General features: G+C 27.8%; 27 protein-coding genes. 10 read left to right on the forward strand and 17 right to left on the reverse strand.

The window, feature by feature from the left end:
* Positions 1 to 71 precede the first annotated feature (71 nt).
* The gene (locus KGF39_RS06425) at positions 72 to 416 is read left to right on the forward strand and encodes a RidA family protein (RefSeq protein WP_227821636.1); all 345 of its coding nucleotides are present in this window, start codon (positions 72 to 74) and stop codon (positions 414 to 416) included.
* A gap of 64 nt (positions 417 to 480) precedes the next feature.
* Here the strand turns inward: KGF39_RS06425 and KGF39_RS06430 are convergent, their stop codons facing one another.
* Genes KGF39_RS06430 through KGF39_RS06440 form a run of 3 tightly spaced genes read right to left on the reverse strand, consistent with a single transcriptional unit; the run spans position 481 to position 4,836 of the window.
* Complete coding sequence (locus tag KGF39_RS06430) at positions 481 to 2,577, reverse strand: CocE/NonD family hydrolase (protein WP_227821637.1); 2,097 nt, start codon at positions 2,575 to 2,577, stop codon at positions 481 to 483.
* A gap of 12 nt (positions 2,578 to 2,589) precedes the next feature.
* On the reverse strand, positions 2,590 to 3,750 hold the full coding sequence (locus tag KGF39_RS06435; RefSeq protein ID WP_227821638.1) for a DUF819 family protein: 1,161 nt from the start codon (positions 3,748 to 3,750) through the stop codon (positions 2,590 to 2,592).
* Between the two features lie 18 nt (positions 3,751 to 3,768).
* Positions 3,769 to 4,836 carry a dipeptide epimerase gene (locus KGF39_RS06440; protein WP_227821639.1) on the reverse strand — a complete coding sequence of 356 codons (1,068 nt, stop codon included), beginning with the start codon at positions 4,834 to 4,836 and terminating at the stop codon, positions 3,769 to 3,771.
* A 353-nt stretch (positions 4,837 to 5,189) separates the two neighbouring features.
* Between KGF39_RS06440 and KGF39_RS06445 the strand changes: the two genes are divergently transcribed.
* On the forward strand, positions 5,190 to 5,756 hold the full coding sequence (locus KGF39_RS06445) for an XRE family transcriptional regulator (RefSeq protein WP_227821640.1): 567 nt from the start codon (positions 5,190 to 5,192) through the stop codon (positions 5,754 to 5,756).
* 216 nt (positions 5,757 to 5,972) lie between these two features.
* On the opposite strand, the gene KGF39_RS06450 is transcribed toward KGF39_RS06445, so the two are convergent.
* Genes KGF39_RS06450 through KGF39_RS06465 form a run of 4 tightly spaced genes read right to left on the reverse strand, consistent with a single transcriptional unit; the run spans position 5,973 to position 9,744 of the window.
* Positions 5,973 to 6,959, reverse strand: a complete 987-nt coding sequence (locus KGF39_RS06450; protein WP_227821641.1) for a biotin-dependent carboxyltransferase family protein — start codon at positions 6,957 to 6,959, stop codon at positions 5,973 to 5,975.
* A 29-nt stretch (positions 6,960 to 6,988) separates the two neighbouring features.
* Complete coding sequence (gene pxpB, locus KGF39_RS06455; protein WP_107595348.1) at positions 6,989 to 7,684, reverse strand: 5-oxoprolinase subunit PxpB; 696 nt, start codon at positions 7,682 to 7,684, stop codon at positions 6,989 to 6,991.
* Between the two features lie 19 nt (positions 7,685 to 7,703).
* A complete protein-coding gene (locus KGF39_RS06460) occupies positions 7,704 to 8,924 on the reverse strand; it encodes an NRAMP family divalent metal transporter (RefSeq protein ID WP_107595349.1) in 1,221 nt (406 codons plus the stop codon).
* Between the two features lie 28 nt (positions 8,925 to 8,952).
* On the reverse strand, positions 8,953 to 9,744 hold the full coding sequence (locus tag KGF39_RS06465) for a LamB/YcsF family protein (RefSeq protein ID WP_054273368.1): 792 nt from the start codon (positions 9,742 to 9,744) through the stop codon (positions 8,953 to 8,955).
* 585 nt (positions 9,745 to 10,329) lie between these two features.
* Between KGF39_RS06465 and KGF39_RS06470 the strand changes: the two genes are divergently transcribed.
* On the forward strand, positions 10,330 to 10,959 hold the full coding sequence (locus KGF39_RS06470) for a TrkA C-terminal domain-containing protein (protein ID WP_054273367.1): 630 nt from the start codon (positions 10,330 to 10,332) through the stop codon (positions 10,957 to 10,959).
* A gap of 113 nt (positions 10,960 to 11,072) precedes the next feature.
* Here KGF39_RS06470 and glpK read toward each other — a convergent pair whose 3' ends face one another.
* A complete protein-coding gene (glpK, locus tag KGF39_RS06475) occupies positions 11,073 to 12,587 on the reverse strand; it encodes a glycerol kinase GlpK (protein WP_227821642.1) in 1,515 nt (504 codons plus the stop codon).
* Positions 12,588 to 13,197: 610 nt separating this feature from the next.
* Between glpK and KGF39_RS06480 the strand changes: the two genes are divergently transcribed.
* Positions 13,198 to 13,596 carry a helix-turn-helix domain-containing protein gene (locus tag KGF39_RS06480; protein ID WP_227821643.1) on the forward strand — a complete coding sequence of 133 codons (399 nt, stop codon included), beginning with the start codon at positions 13,198 to 13,200 and terminating at the stop codon, positions 13,594 to 13,596.
* 216 nt (positions 13,597 to 13,812) lie between these two features.
* Here KGF39_RS06480 and KGF39_RS06485 read toward each other — a convergent pair whose 3' ends face one another.
* Both KGF39_RS06485 and KGF39_RS06490 read right to left on the reverse strand, forming a co-directional pair.
* The gene (locus tag KGF39_RS06485) at positions 13,813 to 14,022 is read right to left on the reverse strand and encodes a hypothetical protein (RefSeq protein WP_227821644.1); all 210 of its coding nucleotides are present in this window, start codon (positions 14,020 to 14,022) and stop codon (positions 13,813 to 13,815) included.
* Between the two features lie 31 nt (positions 14,023 to 14,053).
* Positions 14,054 to 14,263 carry a helix-turn-helix transcriptional regulator gene (locus KGF39_RS06490; protein ID WP_003428146.1) on the reverse strand — a complete coding sequence of 70 codons (210 nt, stop codon included), beginning with the start codon at positions 14,261 to 14,263 and terminating at the stop codon, positions 14,054 to 14,056.
* 296 nt (positions 14,264 to 14,559) lie between these two features.
* On the opposite strand from KGF39_RS06490, the gene KGF39_RS06495 reads away from it, so the two are divergent.
* A complete protein-coding gene (locus KGF39_RS06495; protein ID WP_227821645.1) occupies positions 14,560 to 14,979 on the forward strand; it encodes a helix-turn-helix domain-containing protein in 420 nt (139 codons plus the stop codon).
* 227 nt (positions 14,980 to 15,206) lie between these two features.
* Complete coding sequence (locus KGF39_RS06500) at positions 15,207 to 15,662, forward strand: hypothetical protein (RefSeq protein WP_054273355.1); 456 nt, start codon at positions 15,207 to 15,209, stop codon at positions 15,660 to 15,662.
* A gap of 210 nt (positions 15,663 to 15,872) precedes the next feature.
* On the opposite strand, the gene KGF39_RS06505 is transcribed toward KGF39_RS06500, so the two are convergent.
* The 4 genes from KGF39_RS06505 to KGF39_RS06520 form a co-directional block, all read right to left on the reverse strand.
* Positions 15,873 to 16,136, reverse strand: coding sequence for a hypothetical protein (locus tag KGF39_RS06505; protein WP_054273354.1), 264 nt, complete (start codon positions 16,134 to 16,136; stop codon positions 15,873 to 15,875).
* Between the two features lie 285 nt (positions 16,137 to 16,421).
* Positions 16,422 to 16,742 (reverse strand): hypothetical protein, encoded by a 321-nt coding sequence (locus KGF39_RS06510; RefSeq protein WP_227821646.1) that lies wholly within the window; start codon positions 16,740 to 16,742, stop codon positions 16,422 to 16,424.
* Positions 16,743 to 16,746: 4 nt separating this feature from the next.
* A complete protein-coding gene (locus KGF39_RS06515) occupies positions 16,747 to 17,190 on the reverse strand; it encodes a DUF6838 family protein (RefSeq protein ID WP_227821647.1) in 444 nt (147 codons plus the stop codon).
* A 248-nt stretch (positions 17,191 to 17,438) separates the two neighbouring features.
* Positions 17,439 to 17,879 (reverse strand): hypothetical protein, encoded by a 441-nt coding sequence (locus KGF39_RS06520; protein ID WP_227821648.1) that lies wholly within the window; start codon positions 17,877 to 17,879, stop codon positions 17,439 to 17,441.
* Between the two features lie 316 nt (positions 17,880 to 18,195).
* On the opposite strand from KGF39_RS06520, the gene KGF39_RS06525 reads away from it, so the two are divergent.
* The 3 genes from KGF39_RS06525 (at position 18,196) to KGF39_RS06535 (ending at position 20,561) form a co-directional block, all read left to right on the forward strand.
* Positions 18,196 to 18,516, forward strand: coding sequence for an XRE family transcriptional regulator (locus KGF39_RS06525; protein ID WP_054273342.1), 321 nt, complete (start codon positions 18,196 to 18,198; stop codon positions 18,514 to 18,516).
* Between the two features lie 81 nt (positions 18,517 to 18,597).
* On the forward strand, positions 18,598 to 19,104 hold the full coding sequence (locus KGF39_RS06530; protein ID WP_227821649.1) for a hypothetical protein: 507 nt from the start codon (positions 18,598 to 18,600) through the stop codon (positions 19,102 to 19,104).
* 701 nt (positions 19,105 to 19,805) lie between these two features.
* Positions 19,806 to 20,561 carry a peptidylprolyl isomerase gene (locus KGF39_RS06535; RefSeq protein ID WP_227821650.1) on the forward strand — a complete coding sequence of 252 codons (756 nt, stop codon included), beginning with the start codon at positions 19,806 to 19,808 and terminating at the stop codon, positions 20,559 to 20,561.
* 152 nt (positions 20,562 to 20,713) lie between these two features.
* Here KGF39_RS06535 and KGF39_RS06540 read toward each other — a convergent pair whose 3' ends face one another.
* From KGF39_RS06540 to KGF39_RS06550, 3 genes are all read right to left on the reverse strand, one after another.
* Positions 20,714 to 21,142 (reverse strand): CBS domain-containing protein, encoded by a 429-nt coding sequence (locus KGF39_RS06540; RefSeq protein ID WP_227821651.1) that lies wholly within the window; start codon positions 21,140 to 21,142, stop codon positions 20,714 to 20,716.
* Positions 21,143 to 21,564: 422 nt separating this feature from the next.
* The gene (locus KGF39_RS06545) at positions 21,565 to 21,765 is read right to left on the reverse strand and encodes a cold-shock protein (protein ID WP_003419624.1); all 201 of its coding nucleotides are present in this window, start codon (positions 21,763 to 21,765) and stop codon (positions 21,565 to 21,567) included.
* A gap of 182 nt (positions 21,766 to 21,947) precedes the next feature.
* Complete coding sequence (locus KGF39_RS06550; RefSeq protein WP_227821652.1) at positions 21,948 to 23,102, reverse strand: amidase domain-containing protein; 1,155 nt, start codon at positions 23,100 to 23,102, stop codon at positions 21,948 to 21,950.
* A 250-nt stretch (positions 23,103 to 23,352) separates the two neighbouring features.
* On the opposite strand from KGF39_RS06550, the gene KGF39_RS06555 reads away from it, so the two are divergent.
* Positions 23,353 to 24,174, forward strand: a complete 822-nt coding sequence (locus tag KGF39_RS06555; RefSeq protein ID WP_227821653.1) for a pyridoxamine kinase — start codon at positions 23,353 to 23,355, stop codon at positions 24,172 to 24,174.
* Positions 24,175 to 24,187: the final 13 nt, after the last annotated feature.

A 24,187-nucleotide genomic window follows, 5' to 3' on the forward strand; every position in this document is an offset into this window, starting at 1 on the left:
ATAGTATAGACTTTTTTTAATTTATTATTTAGATTTTTAATAGACTTTTTAATTATGGAGGTATTTAAAATATGGAAATAAAAAGATATGAAGGAACTGGAAGAATGAGTAGAGCTGTAGTTCATAACAATACAGTTTATTTATGTGGACAAACTCATGCTGAAGGCGGAATAATTGAACAAACTACTGAAGTTTTAGCTAAAGTAGAAGATTTATTGAACAAATACGGTTCAGATAAACAACACTTACTATCTGTTACTATTTATTTAAGAGATATGAAAGATTTTGAAGCTATGAACTCTGCTTGGGATGCTTGGGTCGAAAAAGGATTTGAGCCTGCTAGAGCTTGTGTTGAAGCTAGACTTGCTAGAGAGCATTTATTAGTTGAAATGAGCGTTGTCGCAGCTACAAAATAATGAGGCTAAAGAATAAGAGGCTGTCTCAAATATAGAGATAAGCCTCTTATTAATACATATAAACTTATTTATTTTCTATTGGCAATATTAATCTAGATGGATATTTACCTCCATGATAAATTGTATTCTTTGATTCTATATACTCAGTACTATTGTAACCATCTGTTGTGTTACTATTTTGGAAAATAAAGTTTTTAGCACTAGATGTTATATCTAGTCTAATTTTATGACCAACTTTAAATGTATTTGATATTTTTGAGGTTATAATCGTAAACTTATAAATCTCTCCTTCTTCCATAAACTCTGACTTATAAAAACCATTTCTAAATCTAGCACTAAGTATACCGTCAGCTAATTTAATTGAATTTCCATCTAAATCTACATCCATAATTTTTATAACCCAGTCAGTATCTCTGGCAGAACTTGATGCAAAGAACTCTAACTTTATATCACCTGTTATAGTAAATTCTTCGCTAAAAACATCTGATGTATAACACAACATGTCACTTCTTTTTTCCAAATCTTTGTAGTTGTTTGGGACACCAACTTCATTTTCTGACATATCAATTAGTTGTATTGATGGGTCTTTTGGATTATATATATAACTATCACACTTTTCTTCTAAAGCCCTATCAAATACTAATTTTCCATTTCCCAAAGATGTATTAGCATCTCCATCACTCATTAGATACATACTTTTATCAATTTTTTTTGTTATTGGCCAATTTTCTTCTGTCTTCCACTCATTAGAACCTACAGAGTAATACTCTATCGAAGCAGTCTTATCTATATTATTTTCTATACCTTTTAAATATTTATCGAACCATAATAGATAATTATAATCCAAATCATATCTTAATGAATTATTTCCCAAAGAAATACCATTTATATCTCTTAAAGTATTTGAATTGTGCATCCATGGACCTAGAATAGCCTTTCTCTTTCCTTTTTCATAATCCTTTATAACATCTAAGGCCTCTGTCGTTCCCATACCATTATCATCATACCACCCAGATATAACCAACGCAGGTACATTTATTTTTTCTTTTTGTAGATGCCAATCCATCATATCCCAGTATTCATCTTTTTCTACTCTCTTTAGCCATTCTTCCAGAAATTCAATTCTATATCCAAGAGCTTCAACAGGTATATTCTCTATTGGTCTTATATTTAAAACATCATCCCAGTCATTTCTTACCATTTTACTTCTATCAACTTTATTTCTTGATACCATAAATGCCCATGCAAGCATACCAGAGACAAAAGCTCCTCCTTTTCTTGGTATGTCAATAAAAGGGCTTCCTGATGTTACTATACTAACCAAAGCCTTAAGATGCTTGTTACTTGAAGATGCAGCTGCCCATTGAACATAACCAAGATATGATGCTCCAAGCATTCCAACTATTCCATTTGACCAATCTTGTGATACTATCCAATTTATAGTACTATCTCCATCTTCTTTCTCATGAATCATAGGTTCCCACTTACCTTCTGATTCATTTCTTCCCCTAACATCCTGTATTACAACAACATATCCTCTTTGTACGTATTTATAATATATTTCTTTATCATTTTCTTTTCCATAGGGGGTCCTCATAAGTATTGTTGGTGCTTTTTTAGTAGAATCTACAAAATTAGGAAGATATACATCTGTAGAAAGTCTTATTCCATCTTTCATATCAATCATATAATTTCCACCAAATTTTATAGAATATATCTCCTCGTTTTTATGAGTTTTCTTCCATTCTTTTAATATAGTATAATCCTCATATCCATCCATAATTAATATAGTACAAGTTTCTCTAGACAAACAGATAAAACCGACTATTTTATTATCCACAATAATTATATCTAGTGGAAACTTTTTATTTCTTTGAACCCATATGTATTCATTAAGCTTAGAGTATGTTTCTCCCAATTTATTTATAACTCTGTCTTTATCTGTGTTCACTAAACTTTCAGTATATACATCAAAGTTATCAAATAAAAATTTTAAATCTATTTTTGTAAGATTTAAATAGTATGTATTTTCTTCCGTATCTATTTGTTTTAAGCTTTCTATTTTATTTGTAAAAGGATTCAATTTTTCAAGTAACAAATTATCATCAAAGATTACATTTCCACTATATAATCCAGATATATATAACTTAAATTTTGCCAATTAAAGCACCTCCTATAATCCTATAGCCATCTTTATTGCATATGCCACTGAGATACCTGCATAATTTCCTAATACTCCACCAATTACTCCCATGACGACTGCTACACTTACAAGTGAATTCCATTTTGCAGAAGCAGCTACTAAAGCTGAAGTAGGACCATCAGCAATTGCTCCTACTATAGAAAGTATTACATATTGATACTTTATCTTTAAAAGTCTAGTTATACATAAATGGAAAACAAATGAAGCAAAAATTATACTAAAACAGTAAAGTGTTATGGTAAAAGTTGAGCCTAAAAACTCTTTTATATCTACTGAAAAACCTATAGTACATAAAAAGAATAATGCAACAAATAATCCTAAATCTAAATTTCCCTTTAATTTCTTTACTGGCTTTAATTGAGCAATTATAATTGAAATTGTTGTGACTAAAAGAATTCTTGCTGCACTACTAAAACTTGAATTAAAATATCCAGCAAGTATTGTTGCAACCTCTGTAACAACAAAACCTATAGCCAACATCCAAGCAATATCTTTAATACTCCATTCTTTTGACTCCATAAATTCTTCATTCTGACAATCCTCTAATTCCGATTCTTCTACATGATATGGCCAAAGTTTTTTAAACTTCTTTGAATTTTTTAGTATAGCTGGTAGAGCAAACATAAATATCAATGTTGGTACTCCAATTACATAATCTGCTGCATTTGCAGCAGCAAGAGTCTGTCTACTTACATTAAGACCTGTTCCAATGGCTGTAAGATTAGCACTTCCTCCAGTATATGTACCCACAAACATTCCAGCAACTTTCCAACCTTCTGATATTTTTTCTGCAAATACTAGTCCAAATAAAAATGCCATAATACTTACAGTTATTACTGCTACAAAAATTGCAATCAAGGGTTCTCTTGATAACTTTGTCATTTCTTTTAAATCAACACTCATCAGCATTATAGTCATAGAAACTGGAATAGCATATGTAGAAATAGTTCCATATAACTCAGTACTTACTGGTACTACTTTTAAGTTTGAAAGTATTATTCCCATTATGATTATTGTAAGTGCTGGTCCTAAGCTTTTAATGGCTTTGTATCTTTGTAAGTAAAAACCTAATGCAATCATTGATGTCATTACAGCAAGTATACTACCTGGATTTGAAAAAAGTGTATTCATATTTAACCTCCAATTTTATCATAAGTTTACTTCTACTCCTAAACCTGGTTTATTGACAAGATTCATAATATCTCCATCCATTACAAATCCTCCAGATATACTTTTTGATTCTTCACAAAACATAAAACTATCAAGGTCAGCTTCTGTTATGTTCTTTTTAGATGCTATTAAATTTGCTGCTGCTGTTATACCAATTCTCGTTTCTAGCATACACCCTAACATACAATTTACTCCACTTGCTTCAGCTATGTTATTGATTTTTATAGCAGGATATATTCCTCCTGATTTCATCAGCTTAATATTAAATGTATCGACTGCATTCTTTTTTATAGCTTTAATTGCATCTACTGGTGAATGTAACGATTCATCTATCATAATCTTTGTATTACTCTTATTTCTTATGTAAGCAGTACCATCTAAATCCCAATGTGGAAGTGCTTGTTCAATTGCATCAACACCAAATTCTTCTAGCCTTTTGATAGTATTTATACTACTATTTACGTTCCATCCTTGATTTGCATCAATTCTAATTCTTATACTCTCTCCAACAGCTTCTCTAATTAGCTTTACAGCCTCAATATCATCTTCAGGATTTATACCTGCTTTAAGCTTCAATATCCTAAATCCTTCTTTAACTCTTTCTAAAGCTTCTATTGCCATTTTTTCTGGTTTATCTATACTTATAGTAATATCGGTTTGAACTTTATTATCAAATCCTCCAAGAACTTTATAAAGAGGTACATTCATAATTTTACCCTTAATATCATATAAAGCCATGTCAATAGCCGCTTTTGCAGAAGTATTACCTATAATAATTCCATCCATGATTGTATGTATAGTTTCAATATCTAGTGGGTCTTTCCCTATTAGCTCTTTTTTAAACATAAGTAATACTGAAAGTACATTATCTAAAACTTCACCTGTGACTGCTGCAAGAGGTGCTGCTTCACCAAATCCACAACACCCTTCATCTGTTTCAACTTTTAAAATTATACTTTCTCCATATTCAATTACTCCAAATGAAACTACTACAGGTTTTTTTAATTTAATTCTCAGCTTTTCAAATTTGATATCTGTTATCTTCATATTACCCTCCTTATTTTTTGAAGTTATAATTCAATTTTTAAAATTTTATACTTAAAATTATATTATTACTTCAATATATATGTCAAGCTAATTTACTGAAAATTTATTATTTTCTAAAATATGCTGTAATAATATTATTCCACTTAATACTCCTTCACTAAATTCTTTTTTGCTATCATTTTCTTTGTATTAATTCAGCAATAATTTATTTTCATAGGCTTTTATTTGCATTTAATTAATTTTTAATTGTCAAAATCTACTATGTATTCTTATTGCCACTACTTCTATGTTATGCTATAATTACTTTGTTTTAAGCGAATATTTTATATTAATTTTATTATTTGGAGGTTCTTATGCTAGGTGAAAAGATGAGAAATATAAGAAAAAGCAGGAAAAAAACATTAAGTGATGTTTCCAAATTGACAGATTTATCTATAAGTTATATCTCTCAAATAGAAAGAGATGCTATTGAACCATCCTTGTCTTCATTGAGAAAAATTGCTGAAGTTTTAGACACTCCTTTATATATGTTTATGGATGATAACAATACTGATGATTTAGTCATTAGAAAAGAAGATAGAGTTATGATGAAATTTCCAAAAAGTGAAATGTTTTACGAGATAGTATCTCCAATGCCTACATCTGAATTTACACCTTCAATTTTATTTGTAGAATTTGAACTTAGACCAGAAAGTGAAGATGCTAAAGATTATATCTATCATGCATCAGAGGAAATCATGGTAGTAACGAGTGGTATGGTTGATATTTGTATGGGTGAAAAGGTAGTAAGATTAAATCCAGGTGACTCAACATTTATAAAATCTAATGTACCACATAAAATCATCAATCCAAGTAAAGATACAATAGCTCGTGGATATGGAGTTATATCGCCTCCAATTTGGCCAATAAAATCTAAATAAGATTTATATAACATATCTACTTTTTATAGATACTAAAAAAGATTTAAATATCACTTTTATTTTAAATTGAAGTATTTATTTAAATTTAATATATTTACTCAAACTAAAAAATAGCTATTTGACTAATCTAAACCATTTTAATTATGGTAAATAGTAAATAGCTATTTGTAAGTTATATTTTAAATTTTAATAAAAATTGTATCTATTAATCTTAAATTAAACTGCTATATCGCTTAATACCTTTGCTTTGACAATTCTTATATTCTTCATACTCTTATAAATATCTTGAATCTTATCTTCTTGTTCTCTCAACAATCTATGTGCTTCATATATATCTACAAATTCAAATTTTACTACATCATTTGGCTTTGCTTGTGCTAACTTATACAAATCTACACTTATAACATTCCCTATCTTAGTATAACCACCACTAGTCTGTCTATCGGATAACATTATAATAGGTTTTCCATGCCCAGGTACTTGTATAGCTCCATAAGAAATACCGTCAGATATAATATCTGCTCCATTAAGGTGCTTTATACTCTCTCCATCTAGTCTACAGCCCATTCTATCTATTTCATTTGTAACTTTGTATTCATTTGATAAAAATTTTTCTACTTCATCTTTAGAAAAAGCATCAAATTGAGGTCCTTTTACAATTCTTAGTATGATTTCTGAACTATAAGTTGGAATATATTTTAAATTTAATTTTTTATTTATTGTAAAATCTTTTTCCTGAATAAAAGTATTTATATAATCACCTTTTTTAAGTGCTCTACCTTCAAACCCACCAATTTTGGCTCTTGTATAAGTTGACTTGCTTCCCATTGCAAGTGGGATATCTATTCCACCAGCTATTGACACATATGCTCTAGCACCTGATTTCACACCTCTAAATGATAATACATCACCTGGATTTATTTGATATGACCTCCAGTTTTGAATCTCTTTTCCATTTATTCTAGCTCCTAAATCTCCACCAGTTACTGCTATTTGCGTATATTCATCAAATGTAATTGTAGGGCCTAACATTAAAACTTCTAAAGAAGCCTCATCTTCAGAATTTCCAACCAATATATTTCCTACTCTATGTGCATACTCATCCATTGCCCCACATCCAGATACACCATATTGCCCATATCCAACTCTACCTCTGTCTTGTATTAATGTTTGGAAACCTCCTAATTCAACTTTGAATCCCATATATACCACTCCCTGTACTATAACGATATTTAAATATTTAAGTTATTTTTTTCGATTTCTATAAATTCATCTAATGTTATTGGAACAAATTTTATAAAATCTCCAGCTCTAAGTAAAATCTGTTCCTCTCTATTTTCATCATATAATTTTAAAGGTGTCCTACCAATTATTTGCCATCCACCAGGACTATCGATAGGATATACACCAGTCTGAGAACCCGCTATTCCAACACTTCCACCATAGATTTTAGTTCTTGGCACCTCTAATCTAGGGGTAGCTATTCTTTCATCCATACCTCCTAGGTATGGAAATCCAGGAGTAAATCCTAACATATATATCAAGTACTCTCTACTTGTGTGTATTTTTATAACCTCATCTACAGTAAGATTATTATGTCTGGCAACATTTTTAATATCTATACCAAAAACCTCATCATAGCATACTGGAATCTCATGTGTTTTAGGTTTTGGTAATACTATACTTTCCAAATTATCTTCTATTTTTTTCAGACTCTCAATCAAACTATCAAAATCTATTTTCAATGGATTATAGCTTATCATAAGTGACCTATACGTTGGCACCATTTCTGTTACAATCCCTTTAAGATTTGATATTTCTATTGCTCTCATAAATGAAATTACTTTTTTGTTTATATCTTCTGATATCTCATTTCCAAATTCAGCAACCACTGCCTTATCTCCTGATAGCAAATATCTAGTTTCCATAAATGTCACCTCTTTTAAATTAAGCAAATAAAGCACCTAAACTACCAAGAGAAGTTATTCCTGTATAGGCAGATATTAAAACTACTATTAATCCAAATATTAAAAGCCATGTAGGATGTTTGTAATCTCCAACAATATCTTTTCTTTTAGAAGCTATAAGCATAATTCCTAATGTGATTGGAAGTATCAATCCATTTAAAGCCCCTGCTAAAATTAATAAAGTCGCTGGCTTTCCTATAAATGCCATTATAAGTGTTGATATTGCTATAAATGCTATTATAAAATATTTTTCATATTTCTCTATAAAAGGATTTAGTGTCTTTAAGAAAGAAACTGATGTATAAGCAGCTCCTATAACTGATGTAATTGCAGCAGACCATAATACAAGCCCAAAGAATTTATATCCTATTGCTCCTGCGCTAAATTTAAAAGCTGAAGCAGCTGGGTTTTCTGGGTCAAGTTGAAGACCTTTTGAAACTACTGCTAATATTGCTAAAAATAGAAGAACTCTCATCATTGTTGCAACTAATATCCCTAAAAAAGAAGATTTAGTTATTTCTTTTATATTTTCTTCTCCTGTTATTCCACCATCTATTAATCTATGTCCTCCAGCAAAAGTTATATAACCTCCAACACTTCCTCCAAGTAGAGTTATTATTGGGAATATCAATCCTTTTGGGTTTTCTGGTTTTACCATTCTAAAAACTGCATCTCCAATAGGAGGATGATTTGATATTGCTACATATCCAACTATAATTATCATACCTAATGCTAAAAACTTAGTTATCTTATCTACTAGAGAATTTGAATTTTTTGACATAAATACAAATATCGCTATCAACCCACTTAATATAGTTCCTAATGTCATATTCATATTAAACATTACATTCATACCAAGTGCAGCTCCACCAACATTTCCTATATTAAAAGCTAATCCTCCAAGAGCTACTAAAAAAGCTACTAAATAGCCTAATCCAGGTATTATTTTATTTGCTATATCTTGACCTCTAAGTCCTGATACACCAATTACTCTCCATACATTTACTTGAGCTCCTATAAAAAGAATTGTTGTAATTAAAATTACAAATGAAAAACTCGGTCCAAAATCTTGAGTAAATTGTGCTGTCTGAGTTAAAAACCCTGGACCAATTGCTGATGTTGCCATTATAAATGCTGCCCCTATAAGTGCTCCAACATCCTTTTTATTTTTTGTTTTATCAGTAATATTTTTTGTACTCATATTTTATCTCTCCCTCATATTATCAGTTTTATACTGTGTTCTCTGATGAACAAACTTCCATATTTTCTAATGGACAAACTTCTATATTTTCTAATTCAAAACGCTTTCTTATTTCTTTAACAAACTCTATTGCTTTTGGATTATCACCATGTACACATATAGAGTCTGCTTTTATATTTATAACTTCACCTGTTAAAGTTTCTACAGTTCCTTCTTTTACCATCTTAACAACCCTATCTATTGCGTGTTTTGTATCGTGTATAACTGCCCCATCTACACTTCTTGGAACTAAAAACCCATTATTATCATAAGCTCTATCTGCAAATACTTCATTTGCAAATTTAAGCCCAATCTCTTTAGCTGAATTTATCATTTCACTATTATATAGACCTAACAGTATAATATCCTTATTGACTTCATATATAGCTTCACAAATACCCATAGCCAACTCTTTATCTTTAGCTGCCATATTGTATAAGGCTCCATGTGGTTTTACATGTTGTATGTTACATCCATTTGAATTTGCAAATGCCATTAAAGCTCCTAATTGATATTTTGTATAATCTTTAGCTTCTTGCCTAGTTATTTTAATCTCACGCCTTCCAAATCCTATTAAATCTAGAAAACCTGGATGTGCTCCTATTTTTACTCCATTTTTTTTGGCAAGTTGAACTGTTTTTTCCATATGACTAGGGTCACCTGCATGAAACCCACAAGCTATGTTAGCTGATGAAATATATTTTAAAACCTCTTCATCTAAACCAATTTTATATGTTCCAAAACTTTCTCCTAAATCACTATTTAAATCTACTTTATACAATTTATGACCTCCCTTGCTAACATTTTGATAGAATAAGTAGTTTTAATTCTTAAATTTTGTTTATTTTATATATTGCATGAAATATTTTATTACTTGTATTCAATTTTATTTTTACAACTATTATATTGCATTTAATTAATATAATTTTACCATTTAAGGGATATTTTTGCAATTATTTTAATCAAGCATTCATTTGTATTTCTTTTTCAAAAAATGCTTTTACCATTTTTTAGTTAATAATTAATTATTTCAGCTTAAAACAAGGGCTTTAGCCTTCATTTTTAAAGTATTTTTCATTTTTAATCACTTTATATGCAAGACAGAATCATTTTTCTTCATTCATTTGTTTGTTTCATCTATATAATTATCATTATTTGTATGTAAAATATCTTTATATTTTTATAAGCAATTCTTTATATAGTTTTAAGTATGATAAAATCGTGTATACTAAATGCAAGTTAAAATATTATTTTGAAACATGCACAATATTTGTACATATTGTAGACATCTAAACCTATAAATTATAAAATAGTATTGTTAAGATTATATATTTTTTAACATAAATTTTGTATTGGGGGAAAAACAATGGATAAAAACTATACGATGCCAATATACCAAAAAATAGCATTGGATATTGCAAATAAAATATACACGGGCGAAATACAAGAAGATTCAGTATTATTTGGACGCTCTGTTTTGGCTGGTAAATACAATGTATCTCCAGAAACGATAAGAAGAGCTGTAAAAATTTTAGAGGACATTGGCGTTGTTAAAAGCATAAAGGGTAAAGGTGTTATTGTACTATCTCCAGACAAAGCTTCTTCTTTTATAAAAAAATATAGAGATATTACAAATATATCATCATATAAATCAACACTTTATAATTTAATAGATACTAAATCTAATTTAGAAAATGAAATATTAGATACTATAAATAAAATTTTAGACTATTCTAACAGACTTGAAATAATCAATCCTTTAGTGCCCGTTCAGTTCACAATAAATTCTAATTGTAAATATGTTGGTCAAACAGCTGCACAAACTAAATTTTGGCAAAATACAGGTGCTACAATAGTTGCAATTAAAAGAGGTGAAGAACTTATAATATCTCCTGGACCATATATTGAATTTTTAGAGGGAGATATTCTCTTAGTTGTTGGAGACAAACATATTTACAACTCTATACCAATGTTTTTATATGAAAATGAAAAATAAATTATACTATTTAGTATGATTGTATAAAAATTTAGAATGAATAACAAAAAAAGAGCTTCATATTTTACATAAAGCTCTTTTTAAATTCAAATAAATTTGACTTTGATTAATTTTTAAATATCCAATTCATCTTCTTTTTCCCAGCTTAAAGCTCTTGATACAGCTTTTTTCCAACCTTTATATAATTTACATCTCATCCCTTCACTCATATTTGGATTAAACTCTTTTTCTACTGACCATTTTGATGTAATTTCATTTTTTCCAATATAGAATCCAACAGATAGTCCTGCTAAATAAGCAGCTCCTAAAGCTGTAGTTTCTACTATCTTTGGTCTATCTATATCTACATTTAATATATCTGACTGAAATTGCATTAAAAAATCATTATTACTTGCTCCACCATCAACTTTTAATGACTTTAGTTTTAATTTTGAATCATTTTGCATTGCTTCCAATACATCTTTTGTTTGATATGCAATTGATTCTAATGTAGCTCTTACTATATGTTCTTTTTTTGCTCCTCTTGTAAGACCTAAGATTGACCCTCTAGCATACATATCCCAATATGGAGCTCCAAGACCTGTGAATGCTGGCACTACATATACACCATTAGTATCCTCTACTCTATTTGCATATATTTCACTATCTTTTGCAGATTCAATTATCTTTAATTCATCTCTAAGCCATTGAATAGATGCTCCTCCAATAAATATACTTCCTTCTAATGCATATGTTACTTTTCCATTAACACCCCAAGCAATTGTTGTAAGTAATCCATGCTTAGATTTAACTATGTTACTGCCTGTATTCATAAGTAAGAAACAACCTGTTCCATAAGTATTTTTTGCAGTGCCTTCTTCAACACAATTTTGACCAAACAATGCTGCTTGTTGGTCTCCAGCACATCCAGCAATAGGTATTTTAGCTCCTGATAGCATACGCTCATCTGTATGACCATAGACATAGCTAGAAGGTTTTACTAATGGTAACATACTTATTGGTATATCTAATTCTCTTAGTATATCTTTATCCCATTCTAAATTATTTATATTGTACATCATTGTTCTAGATGCATTTGAGTAATCTGTTACATGTACTTTTCCACGTGTTAAATTCCATATTAACCATGTGTCTATAGTTCCAAATAATAGTTCCCCTTGCTCTGCTTTTTCTCTAGCTCCTTCTACATTATCTAATATCCATTTTACTTTTGTTGCTGAAAAGTATGCATCTATTAAAAGACCCGTTTTTTCTTTTATTGATTCTTCCAATCCTTTATGTTTAAGTTCATCACATATTTCCGATGTTCTTCTACATTGCCATACTATTGCATTATAAATTGGTTTCCCAGTATATCTACTCCAAACAATCGTAGTCTCTCTTTGATTGGTTATTCCTATTGAAGCAATTTCTTCTGGTCTTATACCTGCTGTTTCTATAACTTCTCTCATTACCCCACTTTGTGAACCCCAAATTTCCATAGGGTCATGTTCTACCCATCCAGCTTTTGGATAAATTTGATTGAATTCCTTTTGTGCAATTTTAACTATTTCGCCTTTTTTATTAAATAGTATAGCTCTTGAACTGGTTGTTCCTTGGTCTAGTGCCATTACATACTTCTTTTCCATTGCTATATTCTCCTTATCATATAATAATATTTAATTTATTAAAAATAAAAATCTAATATTACATATTTCAGTAAATAATTATACTTAAGTACAAATTTAATATACAAGAACTATTATACAAAATATCTTTGGAGTAAATCTACTAGCATTAGTAATATTATTGTTCTATAAAGAAAATAAGACTAGATAAAAGAGTGTTATAGTATTATATTGTAAATTTATCTTATGCTTAAATATTTTATCTTAAGTAGTAAATGCATAAAAATTTTTATAATTGATTAATATAAACTACAATATAATACTATTTCTCTCTTAATCTTTTTTACTCCTACAATCAATCAAAAGGCAATCTTAACTTATCAAAACAAATCTATGCAATCTATTCATATACTCTTTTACATTTTTATAGCAATTAAACCTATCAATATATATACAAATCAAAATAAACCATATATTTTCAACTATAATATGTTAAAATCATATTATGAGCATATTAATTTAAGCAAAATGTCATTTAGACTTTAATTTACTAGTTTTATATTATAAATTTCTATATTTTTAATTCCAAATGTCATTTAGACATTATTTATAAAAGAAAGGAGTGTATTTTGTGGATACTTTAGGAAAAAGAATTGCTTATTTAAGAAACTCAAAAAAACTTACCCAACGCAAACTTATGGATATTTTAAAATTTGAAAACTTAGGTAAGTATGAAACTGGAGATAGAAAACCTAATTGCGATATACTAATGTCAATAGCTGATTATTTTAATGTTACGACTGACTGGCTTCTATATGGTAAAGAAGAAGTAAACTCCAATAATAGTGTAAAGGAAGATAAGGAAGACTACCTACATATTACTGATAATGAAATGACGATATTGAATCTATACAGACAATTAAATGAACGTGATAAAATAAAAATAGAAGGAATACTTGAACTTAAGATATCTGAATATAAAGACTTAAAAAAGCATTCCTCCAATAATAATGAAGATAAAATGGTTTAAATATACATAATTTGATACGATTTTACATCATCTATTAACCTTCTTTTTTTGTAGTATATTACTAAAATATGGATATTAGGTTATTTAAAAACAAGTATAGTCTAATTTCAGGCACATTTATAATATTTAGATTATCTTATCCATATTTTAGTTTGCATATTTTTAAAAATATAGTACATTTCTATGTATCATTTATGTTCCTAAGAAATGCATTATTCATGTTTTTAATTCCTCTAGCATCTTTCTATATACAATTGTACACCCTTTGTAATTCCCCTCTTTAAGAAGGCTTGAACATGTACTAGAGTACTTAGTTAAAATATCCAATCTTTCCATATTTAAACTTTTTATACCATTGAGAGCTGTAATAAAATCATCAATTGCTCTACAGCACTCTATAACTCCATCTGAATCTAATTTACACACAAGAATATTCACCTACTTTATATACTATTTATTAATCATCTTCTGAATATTCTATATTAAGTAATTGATAAATTGATGATTTATATTTTTTACCTGTTCTTCTTCCATTTAAAATAGCTGACAAATAGTTTTCATTAACACCTATTTTCTTCGCTAATTCCCTTTGAGTCATATTTAATTCAATAAGTCTTTGCTTGACTTGCACTCCCAAAAAAGGTATCCATTTTTTTCGAGCATCCATTTATCAACTTCCTTTCTAAGTAATTTATATCTACTTTTATATTTTGGTCTACGCACCTCCCTCTATTTAGTATATATTTTTAATATGTACACATATTAAGTATATAAATTTATTTAATACTAAATAAGATTTTTTGATTACTTTGTGCTAAAATTAGGATGTAAATTCGTATCATCAAGTTAATTATAAAGTCATTTTGACCTTAAGTCAATGATTTTTATGTCATTTTGACCTTTAATTTGCAACTATTTACATCTTAAGAAGTCTTTTTGACATTAATTGAATGGAGAGTGTTTATGGATACTTTAGGAGAAAGAATTGTTTATTTAAGAAAAGCAAAAAACCTTAAACAATATGAACTAGAAGAAATGTTGGGCTGTGACAACTTGAGTAAATTTGAGAGAAACATTAGAAAACCAAATTATGAAATATTAAAATCTATAGCTGAGATATTTAATGTTTCAGTGGACTGGCTATTAAATGGAGATAATCTATCACATAAATCAGATTTAATTTGCGATTCCTCCTCAAACTATCCACTTAATAGCATAAACTCTAATGAAATAAACCTTTTAAATAATTTTAGAAAGCTAAGTGATTATGATAAAGCCAAAATAGAAGGTATGATTGAATTAAAACTTCATGAATATAAAAAAGAGAAGGATTTAAGAAAAACTGAGTATAACAAAAATATAGATGAGAAAATAGATAAATAATTTTTATGTTGCTTTTGATACGATTTTACATCATTTCTTTGTTCTAATATTTTTATTTCATTTATTTTCTTTTTTATAGTTTTATGATAAAATAATTAGTATATTTTGCTTTACTTGAATGTAATTATTTATACAAAAGTCAAACATAATATAAATGTAGTAAATTTTTAGTTTCAAGTACTATCTCGTTATTATAACTAAATATTTATTAAAATTAGGAGGATAAAATGGGCTTAAGAGACAAATTCGCGCAATCATTTGCTAGGTCAAAAACTATGAGTGGCCCTGAGAAAAAGGCTAATGAAATAATGGGTAAATTGCTTCTTAAGAAAGCTATATTACCTATCGTTTTAATGTTCGTGATAATAATCGCTGGAGCTATGCTTAAAATCAATTCTTGGGTTACACTTGGCATAAATTTAGTTATTGCTGTTGGTGCTTTCTTCTACATAAGAAATTCTAGTAAAAAGTATCAGAACTTTAAACCTTATGTTGGCAATTTGATTAGTCTAGAGAAAAAAGGTAAAAAAGAGTATGTTGCTATTATAAAACAAGGTAAGTTACCAGTTAAGTTACAAATAACTTATGGTGGTGAAGACCTTGAACATATTAAGAAAAATCAAATGGTTCAGATAAGTTATAATCCAGATGCTAAAATAGCTATTTTGGTTAATAGACAATAATTTAATAAAAAAGGAGTTGTCTTAAAATTGATTTTTTCTAATCAAGTTTTAAGCTCAACTCCTTTTTTGAATTTTTATATGTTATTTTTTATTACTTTTTTATTAGTGTCTTAAACTATAAAATACATCTCAATGAAATAGGTCATTATATCCTATACTACTGTATCTTTTCCTAACAATATATAATCTGGTGCTACTGCTACTTTCATGTTATACACCTTCTTTTTGTAACATACCTTTTATATCAGTAACATCTTCCTTAATTTCCTCTACATCTGTTTTCATTATTCCCATTTGAACAAGTATATTCTTATTTATTTCTTGTTGTTGTGTAGATAATTCTATAAAATTTTCCACAGTTTTTTTATACATGTCTCTATCTTCTTTTTTCTCCTGCATAGTATTTTTAAATAATAGAGCACATAGTATACCTATTGCCCCTAGACTACTCAATTCGGTTATTAATTTATCCATTATAGCCTCCTATTATCTAAATTTTTATACTTATAGCTTTAATTTTTGTTATATTCTTACATCATGCAATGTTATATTTTCAATATTATCATTTTAATCTTTTGTATTTTAAATTGTAGGTGTAATTTATAGATTGAATAAATATATTTACAATTTTCTAATTATTGTTTTGGAGTTACTTTGGTATTTTTATTCTTTTATATTCTTTTAAGTCTAATGTAAAATACACATCTCGAGTCCCATCTCTTTCTTCATAGCTAAAACCCTCAATTATGACCTCCATATTTATATTTGTTTCTGTAATAGATAATTAAATTCCTTAGTCTCTAAAAAGTACAGTGCAGTTTGGATATCTGCCTCTCCTTTTATTACATAAGCTAACAACTTATTTGGAGTATTAACATTTCCCATCAAAGCTAAATTTATATATTCTTTATTTTCAGCAGATAAATCAGCTGGTATATCCTCTTTTTCATGTACTTCATTAAGACCTAGTGCCTTAGTATCTTTAAGCACCATTGCAATTATTCCTCTAGCTGAACGTTCTTTAACAGTAGTAGCTAGCTCCTTAAATGATATGTTGATACTTGGTAATCCTATAGCCATACTATCACTCTCCTAAATTTAAATTAATTTCTTCCATATTTTCATATACGACTTCTTCTTCATATACACCATCAAGATAGTTTAATGTAATTGAAAAGTTCAATACATAAATTGACTCATCTTTTTTTATACTTTGTTCTAATTTTGCTATACTTAATTTTCTGTCTTTTACCTTTATATTTCTGTTGAATAGCTTATTTAATTCGTCTGAGATTTCATACATTCTAATACTGTTTGATTGTGGTTTTGGTAAGTATTTTATAGAGATAACAATATCTTTGTTATTCGTATTTAACATTATGGGTGTACAAACAACTGACAGTATACTTACAAAAAAACAAGACCCTTCAGAGCCTTGCAAACTTTCATCATCAATAAAAAAGTTTTCAGTAAAATTTTTTTTGAGAATCTCAATAATTGTTTCTAATATTTCTTTGTATTTAAGCAAATAATCACCACTCTATCGCTAAATATTCTTGCTTAATCTGATAATCTTACTATAAATGATATAAGTCATTTTTAAATAGACATCTCATTTATTCATGTCAAGTATCTTCTATATTTCTAGGTAATATCATTCTTTTCAATTTATCACCTCCTTCAATATGGATTTCTTTCACAATAACATTATCTCACATATTTTATAGTCTATTGTTGCAATGGTTTATATAAAGTGTTGTAAAATTGTCCTATTTTTTATAATATCTCACTCAATTTAAATATCATCTTTTTCTTTAAATTGTAGCATGATGTTCTATCTAAGTGCAGTTTCATAGATATATACGTCATATTGTTTTTTGTTTTACTATTATAAAAAAGATTAAAAAACTCCATTTCCATATCATTTAAACATGTTAGAGCATTTTCTATTTTTTCTTTTTCTATTTCTATATCTTCTTTTTCCATTTTTAATTTTCTTAACCTTTCCTCCCTTTTTAACACCTCATTTTCCACAGAAGAACTTATATTATATGTGTTACTAGTCTTTTCTGTATATACCATTGCTCCACATCCAGAGTACTCATTCTCACATCTTTTTATGTCCAAGCTAATATTCTTTATCTTTATATCAAAATACTTATAATTATGTAATCTTTCATCTGTTTCTTTAAATAATATATCTTTTTTGTTTTCCATAGTACTTCTCCTTTTTTATATACTTATTATTAGCTTCAAATTTACAATAATCTCTTTAGCACAAAGTTTTTTACTAATCTTATAATTTTAAGAACATTTTATTCTATAACTATATAAAAAAACTTCTTAGCCATAAGAAGACCAGGATTTTTTATACGTCCAGCATCATTAAGAATATTTTGTTCTTACATATTTACATTATATAGAATTATTTGTTCTTTATCAATACATTTTAGAAAAAAACATTCTTTTTGTGCTTTATTAGTTTTAATTTTTAGAACAATTTGTTATAATCTATACATAAGGTGGTGTTATAATGTTTGCCAAAAGATTAAGAGAACTTAGAAAGGAATTTGGATTTACTCAAAGAGAACTCGGTGAAAAAGTAGGAGTTTCCCAAAGAGTCTTAGGGTACTATGAAACAGAAAACAGATTTCCTGATGAACACATTTTAAATAAGTTAGCTGATGTATTTAATGTATCAGTTGATTACCTTCTTGGAAGAACCTTAGTTAAGGAAAATATTGATACAGTAGCTGCACATAGAAAAAATCCACATGAAGAATTACCTGAAGAAGCACAAGAACAACTTAATGATTATATAGAATTTTTACTAAATAAATATAAAAAAAAATAAACCATATAATGAGCAGTCTATTTTCCTGCTCTTTTAATATAATTTTAAAGCAAACATACATTCTATTTTAGGGGGATTTTTATGAATAATTTGGATAAGCTTTTTGAATTAGCTTCTCAAGAAGAGATAATAATTCATTATACCACTTATATTGCAGGTGATTTAGAAGGACTATATATAAATAAACACGGTATGAAAATCATATCATTACTCAGTAATTTAAAACAAAATACCAGAAAACTTACATCCATCTTGGCTGAAGAACTTGGGCATCATTTTACTAGTCTTGGATACTACGTATCCTCTTATAATGATTATTATACAAAAATCATTATAGATAAGTGCGAAAATAAGGCCTTAAAATGGGCTTGTGAATTCTTAATTACTGAAGAGGATATAATAAGCATAATTAATTCTGGCGTCACTTGCGTTTATGAAATGGCAGATATACTTAATGTAGATATTAATTTCTTTCAAAAAAGATTGGAATTCTTATCATTAAAAAAACACTCTTTATCACTTGGAAATAATAAACATCTAATATTAACCAATTTGCCATATTTCTACATATTTGATCCAATTTCATAATAAAAATGGTAGTAGTTTTAATTGATTTAACAATAAAATCTATATATTTATTTTAACAAATTTTGGTTTCTATAAATTCAATATTAATATATAATAATGATATCATACTATTTAAAATTCTAAAAACAAATACATGCTTTTGTTAAGAAAGGTTGTTTGATGAATGTATAAAGAAAAGTTGTTTGATAATTATTTTAAGTTCTTAGCACTATTTTTTTGGCCAATAATGTGGTATAAGTGGATAGTAATTTCAAATGGTACTCTTGAAAATATGTTATTTACCACATATGCAATTATTGCAATTGTTTTCATCATTTTATATTCAGCATCTATGATAAAATATAAAGACATTACACAAATAGATTTCTTTTACAGGATAAGTACTCTACTTGCTTTTATATTTACACTTTTTAGCTTTTTAATATATCCAAAGAGTTTATTTTTCTTGTATTTAAAGATTATTTTTACTGGAGTATGCTTTTATTATTCAATAGTAAAAACCCTTAAATTTAAGCATGACGAAGGTGTAGTGGGTATTATGAGCTCACTTTTATTGATTATAATAACTTTGTTCTACTAAATTTAATTCTATTTGACTTAATATGACCTTAAATGTTAGACATCTACATTGTTTTCTGATATTATTTAAGATGGTAGTTTTTATATTAATAATGAAATACACTATGAAGGAGTTAACTATTATGGAAAAAAAAGTTTTAGTAACAGTTGGAGAAAAAGAGATAACTAATATTGATATTGAAAATGCATTAAAATCATTAGACCCTTATCAAGCTATGCAATTCAAAACTGAAGAAGGAAAAAAACACTTATTAAATGATTTGGTGAATCAAGAATTATTCTTCTTAGATGCTAAAGAAGAAAAATTAGATGAAGAAAAAATATTTAAGTTAGAAATGAAAAAGATAGAAGAAAATGTATTAAAGCAATTTGCTATAAATAAAGTTTTATCTAGTGTTGATGTGACAGAAGATGAAAAAGTAAAATTCTTTGAAGCTAACAAAAGCTCTTTCTCTAAACCAGAAAGTGCAACTGCTAAGCATATATTAGTGGATAGTGATGAAAAAGCTAAAGAAATACTTGCTCAAATAAAATCAGAAGAAATATCTTTTGAAGACGCAGCTCTTAAACATTCTTCTTGTCCATCTAAAGACATGGGTGGTGATTTAGGAACATTTGGTAGAGGACAAATGGTTCCTGAATTTGAAGAAGCTGTATTCTCTATGGCTAAAGGTGAAATAAGTGAACCAGTTAAAACTCAATTTGGATACCATATAATAAAATTAGAAGACCTTCAAGAAAGCACAGAATCTACATTTGATGAAGTTAAAGCTGAAGTTGAAAAAAGTTTATTATATCAAAAACAAAATGAAGTTTATGGCAAGAAAATAAACGCTCTTAATGCTAAATACGGAAACCTTGTAAAATATAACGATTAATCATAAAGTAATGTATAAAAAAAGCTGTCTTTTCATAATATTTCTTGGAAAAGACAGCTTCTTATATTAAAGTTTAAATATTTAATTTCATATTATTATTCTTTTATTACAAAGAACTCTGGTTAAAAATTTGAAAAGTTTAAAGAAAATTTTTAATTATCGTTAGCTAAATTTTTATATCCACGTATTATCTCATAGCAGTAACCTATTACATCTCTTCTTTTTATTATCCCAATAAATGTATCTTGGTCATCTATAACAGGAATAAAATTTTGATTTAAAGATTTTATAACTAAATCTTCAATATCTGCATTGATGGAAACAGGAGAATTATCCATTTTTCTATTGATATCTGTCACTGGAACATCTTCCAATCCTTTTAAGTCCAGATTTAAGTCGTTTTTTAATGTCCATAAAAAATCACCTTCTGTTATAGTTCCAATATATTTACCATCCTTACTTATTATTGGAATTGCAGAGTATTTGTGATATTCCATTTTTTCTAGTGATTGCCTTATAGTGTAGTCTTCATATATATATGCTACTTCACTTTTTGGTGTTAGAAAGAATAATATGTTCATTACACTACCCACCGTTACTGAAAACTTATAAATATTATTCAATACTTATAATGTTACTTTTTTGCAGTAACTTTCTCCTTTCTTATTTTCTAAGTATTCTCAAATACTATACGCTGTAACAAGCGCTTTTCTTTTGGTCATTTTAATATCATTATGCTTTATTAAGATTCTTATATGGTCTATCAGTATCACTTATTCTCTTTTTAGAAAAATCAACTAAAAATTAATTGACTTAAACTTAGCCATAATAATTTTACTCTACACTATTAATTTTAACATATTTATCTTATTATTAATGATTTTATTTTAATAAATTTAATTTATTTTGCTATTAATTTTATTTACAAAAAATGAAAAAACCGCTAAACGATTAGCGGTTTATCTCTCATATTACTAGAACACTAATATATATGAATTTTTAATTATAATCTAACTACGTTAGCAGCTTGAGGACCTTTAGCTCCATCTACTACTTCAAATTCAACACTTTGTCCTTCTTCTAATGTTTTGTATCCATCTCCAGTTATAGCTGAGAAATGTACGAAAACATCTCCTTCACCTTCTACAGATATGAATCCAAATCCTTTTTCATTGTTAAACCATTTAACTACACCAGTTTTCATTAATAAATCCTCCTAAAAAAACACAATTATTTAGCTACTCTTTTCTGTAACTTTAGTACTACTCTATCATATATAGCTATGTTTGTCAATTATTATTATTTTTATACATTAATAATCAATTTTTTTACTTTATAATTTTAAATCACTATTCTCTTTTATACTTTATTTTTCTTTATATTTTTTCAATAATTTATTTTTATTATATGAAATCTTATGGATTTATCACTCCAGCCTAAATCCCAAGGAACCAGCATTCTGTCAGTATTATGGCAAGTTACCAAAGGATAGCCTCTTGAGTCTAATCCTGTTACTGTCGAAACATGTGTTATTCTACCCTTTTTCTCATAACCAACAAAATCTCCTGGACGTAGATTATAAGCTTGTTTGTATACTTCCTCATAAGAACCTTTAGCAATTAATGAACCTCTTCCACTATACAGTGCATAATTTTTGAAAGCTTGTGCATTTACCCATGCTTTTGTACCTGCTCTTTCACTATAATTCCAGATTGAGTTCTTTTTGAATCTTCCACTTTCAAACATTATCTGTGATGCAAAGTTTGCACAATCTCCACCTTCTGGGTTATAATCCCTATAGTTTGGATTAAATTTCATACCATGTTCTTCATCAGTTGCTGCTCCACAGTATTTATGTGCATAATCTATAGCCTTCTTTTGTTCATCTGTAAGCTGTAATTCTACACCATTTTGTTGACCAATATAGTTTCTTATATCATCAGACTTTATGTTTTCTAAATTTAAAGAGTCTGCAAAAGGGTCTGTATACCACTCTTTAGTTATGACATATTGATTATCTATAATTTTTACATTTAGATAATGATATGTACCTATTCTAAAGGCATTTTCTTTGTCTTTTTGATTTTCATATGAATACTTATACTCAGTCGATACTGAACAGATTATACCATAAAGATCTTTTTCTTTTTCCTTTATTTTTTTAATCTTAACTCTTGTCTTTATGTCCTTAAATTTTACACCTTGTTTACTAGACCAGTTTTCTAAATACTTCATCTTTCTTACTTCATTTTCATAAGCCCAAAGACCAAATTTTTTATCCGTCTCATAAAGACCTTTTAAAATATTTTCATTTTTCTCTAATATTGCCTTATTTCTGTAGTCAAATAAGTTTTCAAGCAATAGCTTATATTGGTCTTTTACATCATCACCTTCAACATTTGCAGACTCCATGACTTTTTCTTCCATATTTTTCATGCTTAAATCATTAATTAAAAATACACCTGCTGTAGTAGCTAAAGATAAAAATACAAACGCCATTATACCTTTGATGTACTTATTTTTATTTTTCAGTATTTTCAAAGCTACACCTCCCAAACAGTACACCTTACAAATGAAATTACAAAGAATATTCTGTCACATATAATAATTTTTATTTTTAATATTCCTCTATTTTATTATGTCCAATATTAAAAATTAATTGTATTGATACACTGTTTTTTTTACAATTTTTTATTTTATAATCTACTTTTTTCTTTTTTTTATAGTAATATATATGTATATAAATATTTTGGTATCATTATAATTAATACATACTAATGGAGGGTTTTTTATGCAAAAAAAAGTCGCAGCAATTAATGACTTATCTGGAATAGGAAAATGTTCATTATCGGTTGCTATACCTATACTTTCAGCATTAAAGGTTCAATGTTGTCCATTTCCAACAGCTATACTTTCAAGTCAAACTGGTTATCCTGAATTTACTTTTTTAGACTTTACTGATGAAATGGTAAAATATTCAAATGTTTGGAAAAATTTAAAAGTCAACTTTGATAGTATATATAGTGGTTTTTTAGGTTCAAAACACCAAATCGAAATAGTGGCTAATTTTATAAATTATTATCCCAATGCTTTTATCGTAGTTGACCCTGTTATGGGTGATAATGGAGTCATGTATCCAATATTCACAGAAGAAATGAGACAAGAAATTAAAGAATTAGTTAAACATTCAGATTTAACTACACCTAATTTAACAGAAGCTTGTTTCTTAACTGGAAATGATTATACTAAAAGCGATTACAATAGAGATGAGCTTATATATATTGCAAAATCTGTATCTGATTTAGGACCTAGCAAGGTCGTTATTACTGGTATATTAGAAGATGATAATATACTAAATTTAGCTTATGATAGAGAAAATGACCATGTATTCTTTACATCGGTTAAATACAATAATTGTTCTTATAGTGGAACTGGAGATATATTCACATCTATACTTTGTGGTATGTTAGTAAACAAACATGATTTGGGAGTAGCTGTTAATACTGCAACAGATTTTATATATAAAACTATAAATTACACATCTCAATTTGATACTGATAGAAATGATGGAGTTATGTTTGAAAACTTTTTATCAGATTTAACTAATATATAAAATCAAAAAAAAT

The organism is Clostridioides sp. ZZV14-6345 (assembly GCF_020657775.1).
Classification (GTDB): Bacteria; Bacillota; Clostridia; order Peptostreptococcales; family Peptostreptococcaceae; genus Clostridioides; species Clostridioides difficile_D.

What these genes read in the sequence shown, in the direction of transcription:
- KGF39_RS06425 (WP_227821636.1), top strand. Translation starts at nt 72, where the DNA reads ATGGAAATAAAAAGATATGAAGGAACTGGAAGAATGAGTAGAGCTGTA.
- KGF39_RS06435 (WP_227821638.1), bottom strand. Translation starts at nt 3,750, where the DNA reads ATGAATACACTTTTTTCAAATCCAGGTAGTATACTTGCTGTAATGACA.
- KGF39_RS06440 (WP_227821639.1), bottom strand. Translation starts at nt 4,836, where the DNA reads ATGAAGATAACAGATATCAAATTTGAAAAGCTGAGAATTAAATTAAAA.
- KGF39_RS06445 (WP_227821640.1), top strand. Translation starts at nt 5,190, where the DNA reads ATGCTAGGTGAAAAGATGAGAAATATAAGAAAAAGCAGGAAAAAAACA.
- KGF39_RS06450 (WP_227821641.1), bottom strand. Translation starts at nt 6,959, where the DNA reads ATGGGATTCAAAGTTGAATTAGGAGGTTTCCAAACATTAATACAAGAC.
- pxpB (WP_107595348.1), bottom strand. Translation starts at nt 7,684, where the DNA reads ATGGAAACTAGATATTTGCTATCAGGAGATAAGGCAGTGGTTGCTGAA.
- KGF39_RS06460 (WP_107595349.1), bottom strand. Translation starts at nt 8,924, where the DNA reads ATGAGTACAAAAAATATTACTGATAAAACAAAAAATAAAAAGGATGTT.
- KGF39_RS06470 (WP_054273367.1), top strand. Translation starts at nt 10,330, where the DNA reads ATGGATAAAAACTATACGATGCCAATATACCAAAAAATAGCATTGGAT.
- glpK (WP_227821642.1), bottom strand. Translation starts at nt 12,587, where the DNA reads ATGGAAAAGAAGTATGTAATGGCACTAGACCAAGGAACAACCAGTTCA.
- KGF39_RS06490 (WP_003428146.1), bottom strand. Translation starts at nt 14,263, where the DNA reads ATGGATGCTCGAAAAAAATGGATACCTTTTTTGGGAGTGCAAGTCAAG.
- KGF39_RS06495 (WP_227821645.1), top strand. Translation starts at nt 14,560, where the DNA reads ATGGATACTTTAGGAGAAAGAATTGTTTATTTAAGAAAAGCAAAAAAC.
- KGF39_RS06500 (WP_054273355.1), top strand. Translation starts at nt 15,207, where the DNA reads ATGGGCTTAAGAGACAAATTCGCGCAATCATTTGCTAGGTCAAAAACT.
- KGF39_RS06505 (WP_054273354.1), bottom strand. Translation starts at nt 16,136, where the DNA reads ATGGATAAATTAATAACCGAATTGAGTAGTCTAGGGGCAATAGGTATA.
- KGF39_RS06510 (WP_227821646.1), bottom strand. Translation starts at nt 16,742, where the DNA reads ATGGCTATAGGATTACCAAGTATCAACATATCATTTAAGGAGCTAGCT.
- KGF39_RS06520 (WP_227821648.1), bottom strand. Translation starts at nt 17,879, where the DNA reads ATGGAAAACAAAAAAGATATATTATTTAAAGAAACAGATGAAAGATTA.
- KGF39_RS06525 (WP_054273342.1), top strand. Translation starts at nt 18,196, where the DNA reads ATGTTTGCCAAAAGATTAAGAGAACTTAGAAAGGAATTTGGATTTACT.
- KGF39_RS06530 (WP_227821649.1), top strand. Translation starts at nt 18,598, where the DNA reads ATGAATAATTTGGATAAGCTTTTTGAATTAGCTTCTCAAGAAGAGATA.
- KGF39_RS06535 (WP_227821650.1), top strand. Translation starts at nt 19,806, where the DNA reads ATGGAAAAAAAAGTTTTAGTAACAGTTGGAGAAAAAGAGATAACTAAT.
- KGF39_RS06540 (WP_227821651.1), bottom strand. Translation starts at nt 21,142, where the DNA reads ATGAACATATTATTCTTTCTAACACCAAAAAGTGAAGTAGCATATATA.
- KGF39_RS06545 (WP_003419624.1), bottom strand. Translation starts at nt 21,765, where the DNA reads ATGAAAACTGGTGTAGTTAAATGGTTTAACAATGAAAAAGGATTTGGA.
- KGF39_RS06555 (WP_227821653.1), top strand. Translation starts at nt 23,353, where the DNA reads ATGCAAAAAAAAGTCGCAGCAATTAATGACTTATCTGGAATAGGAAAA.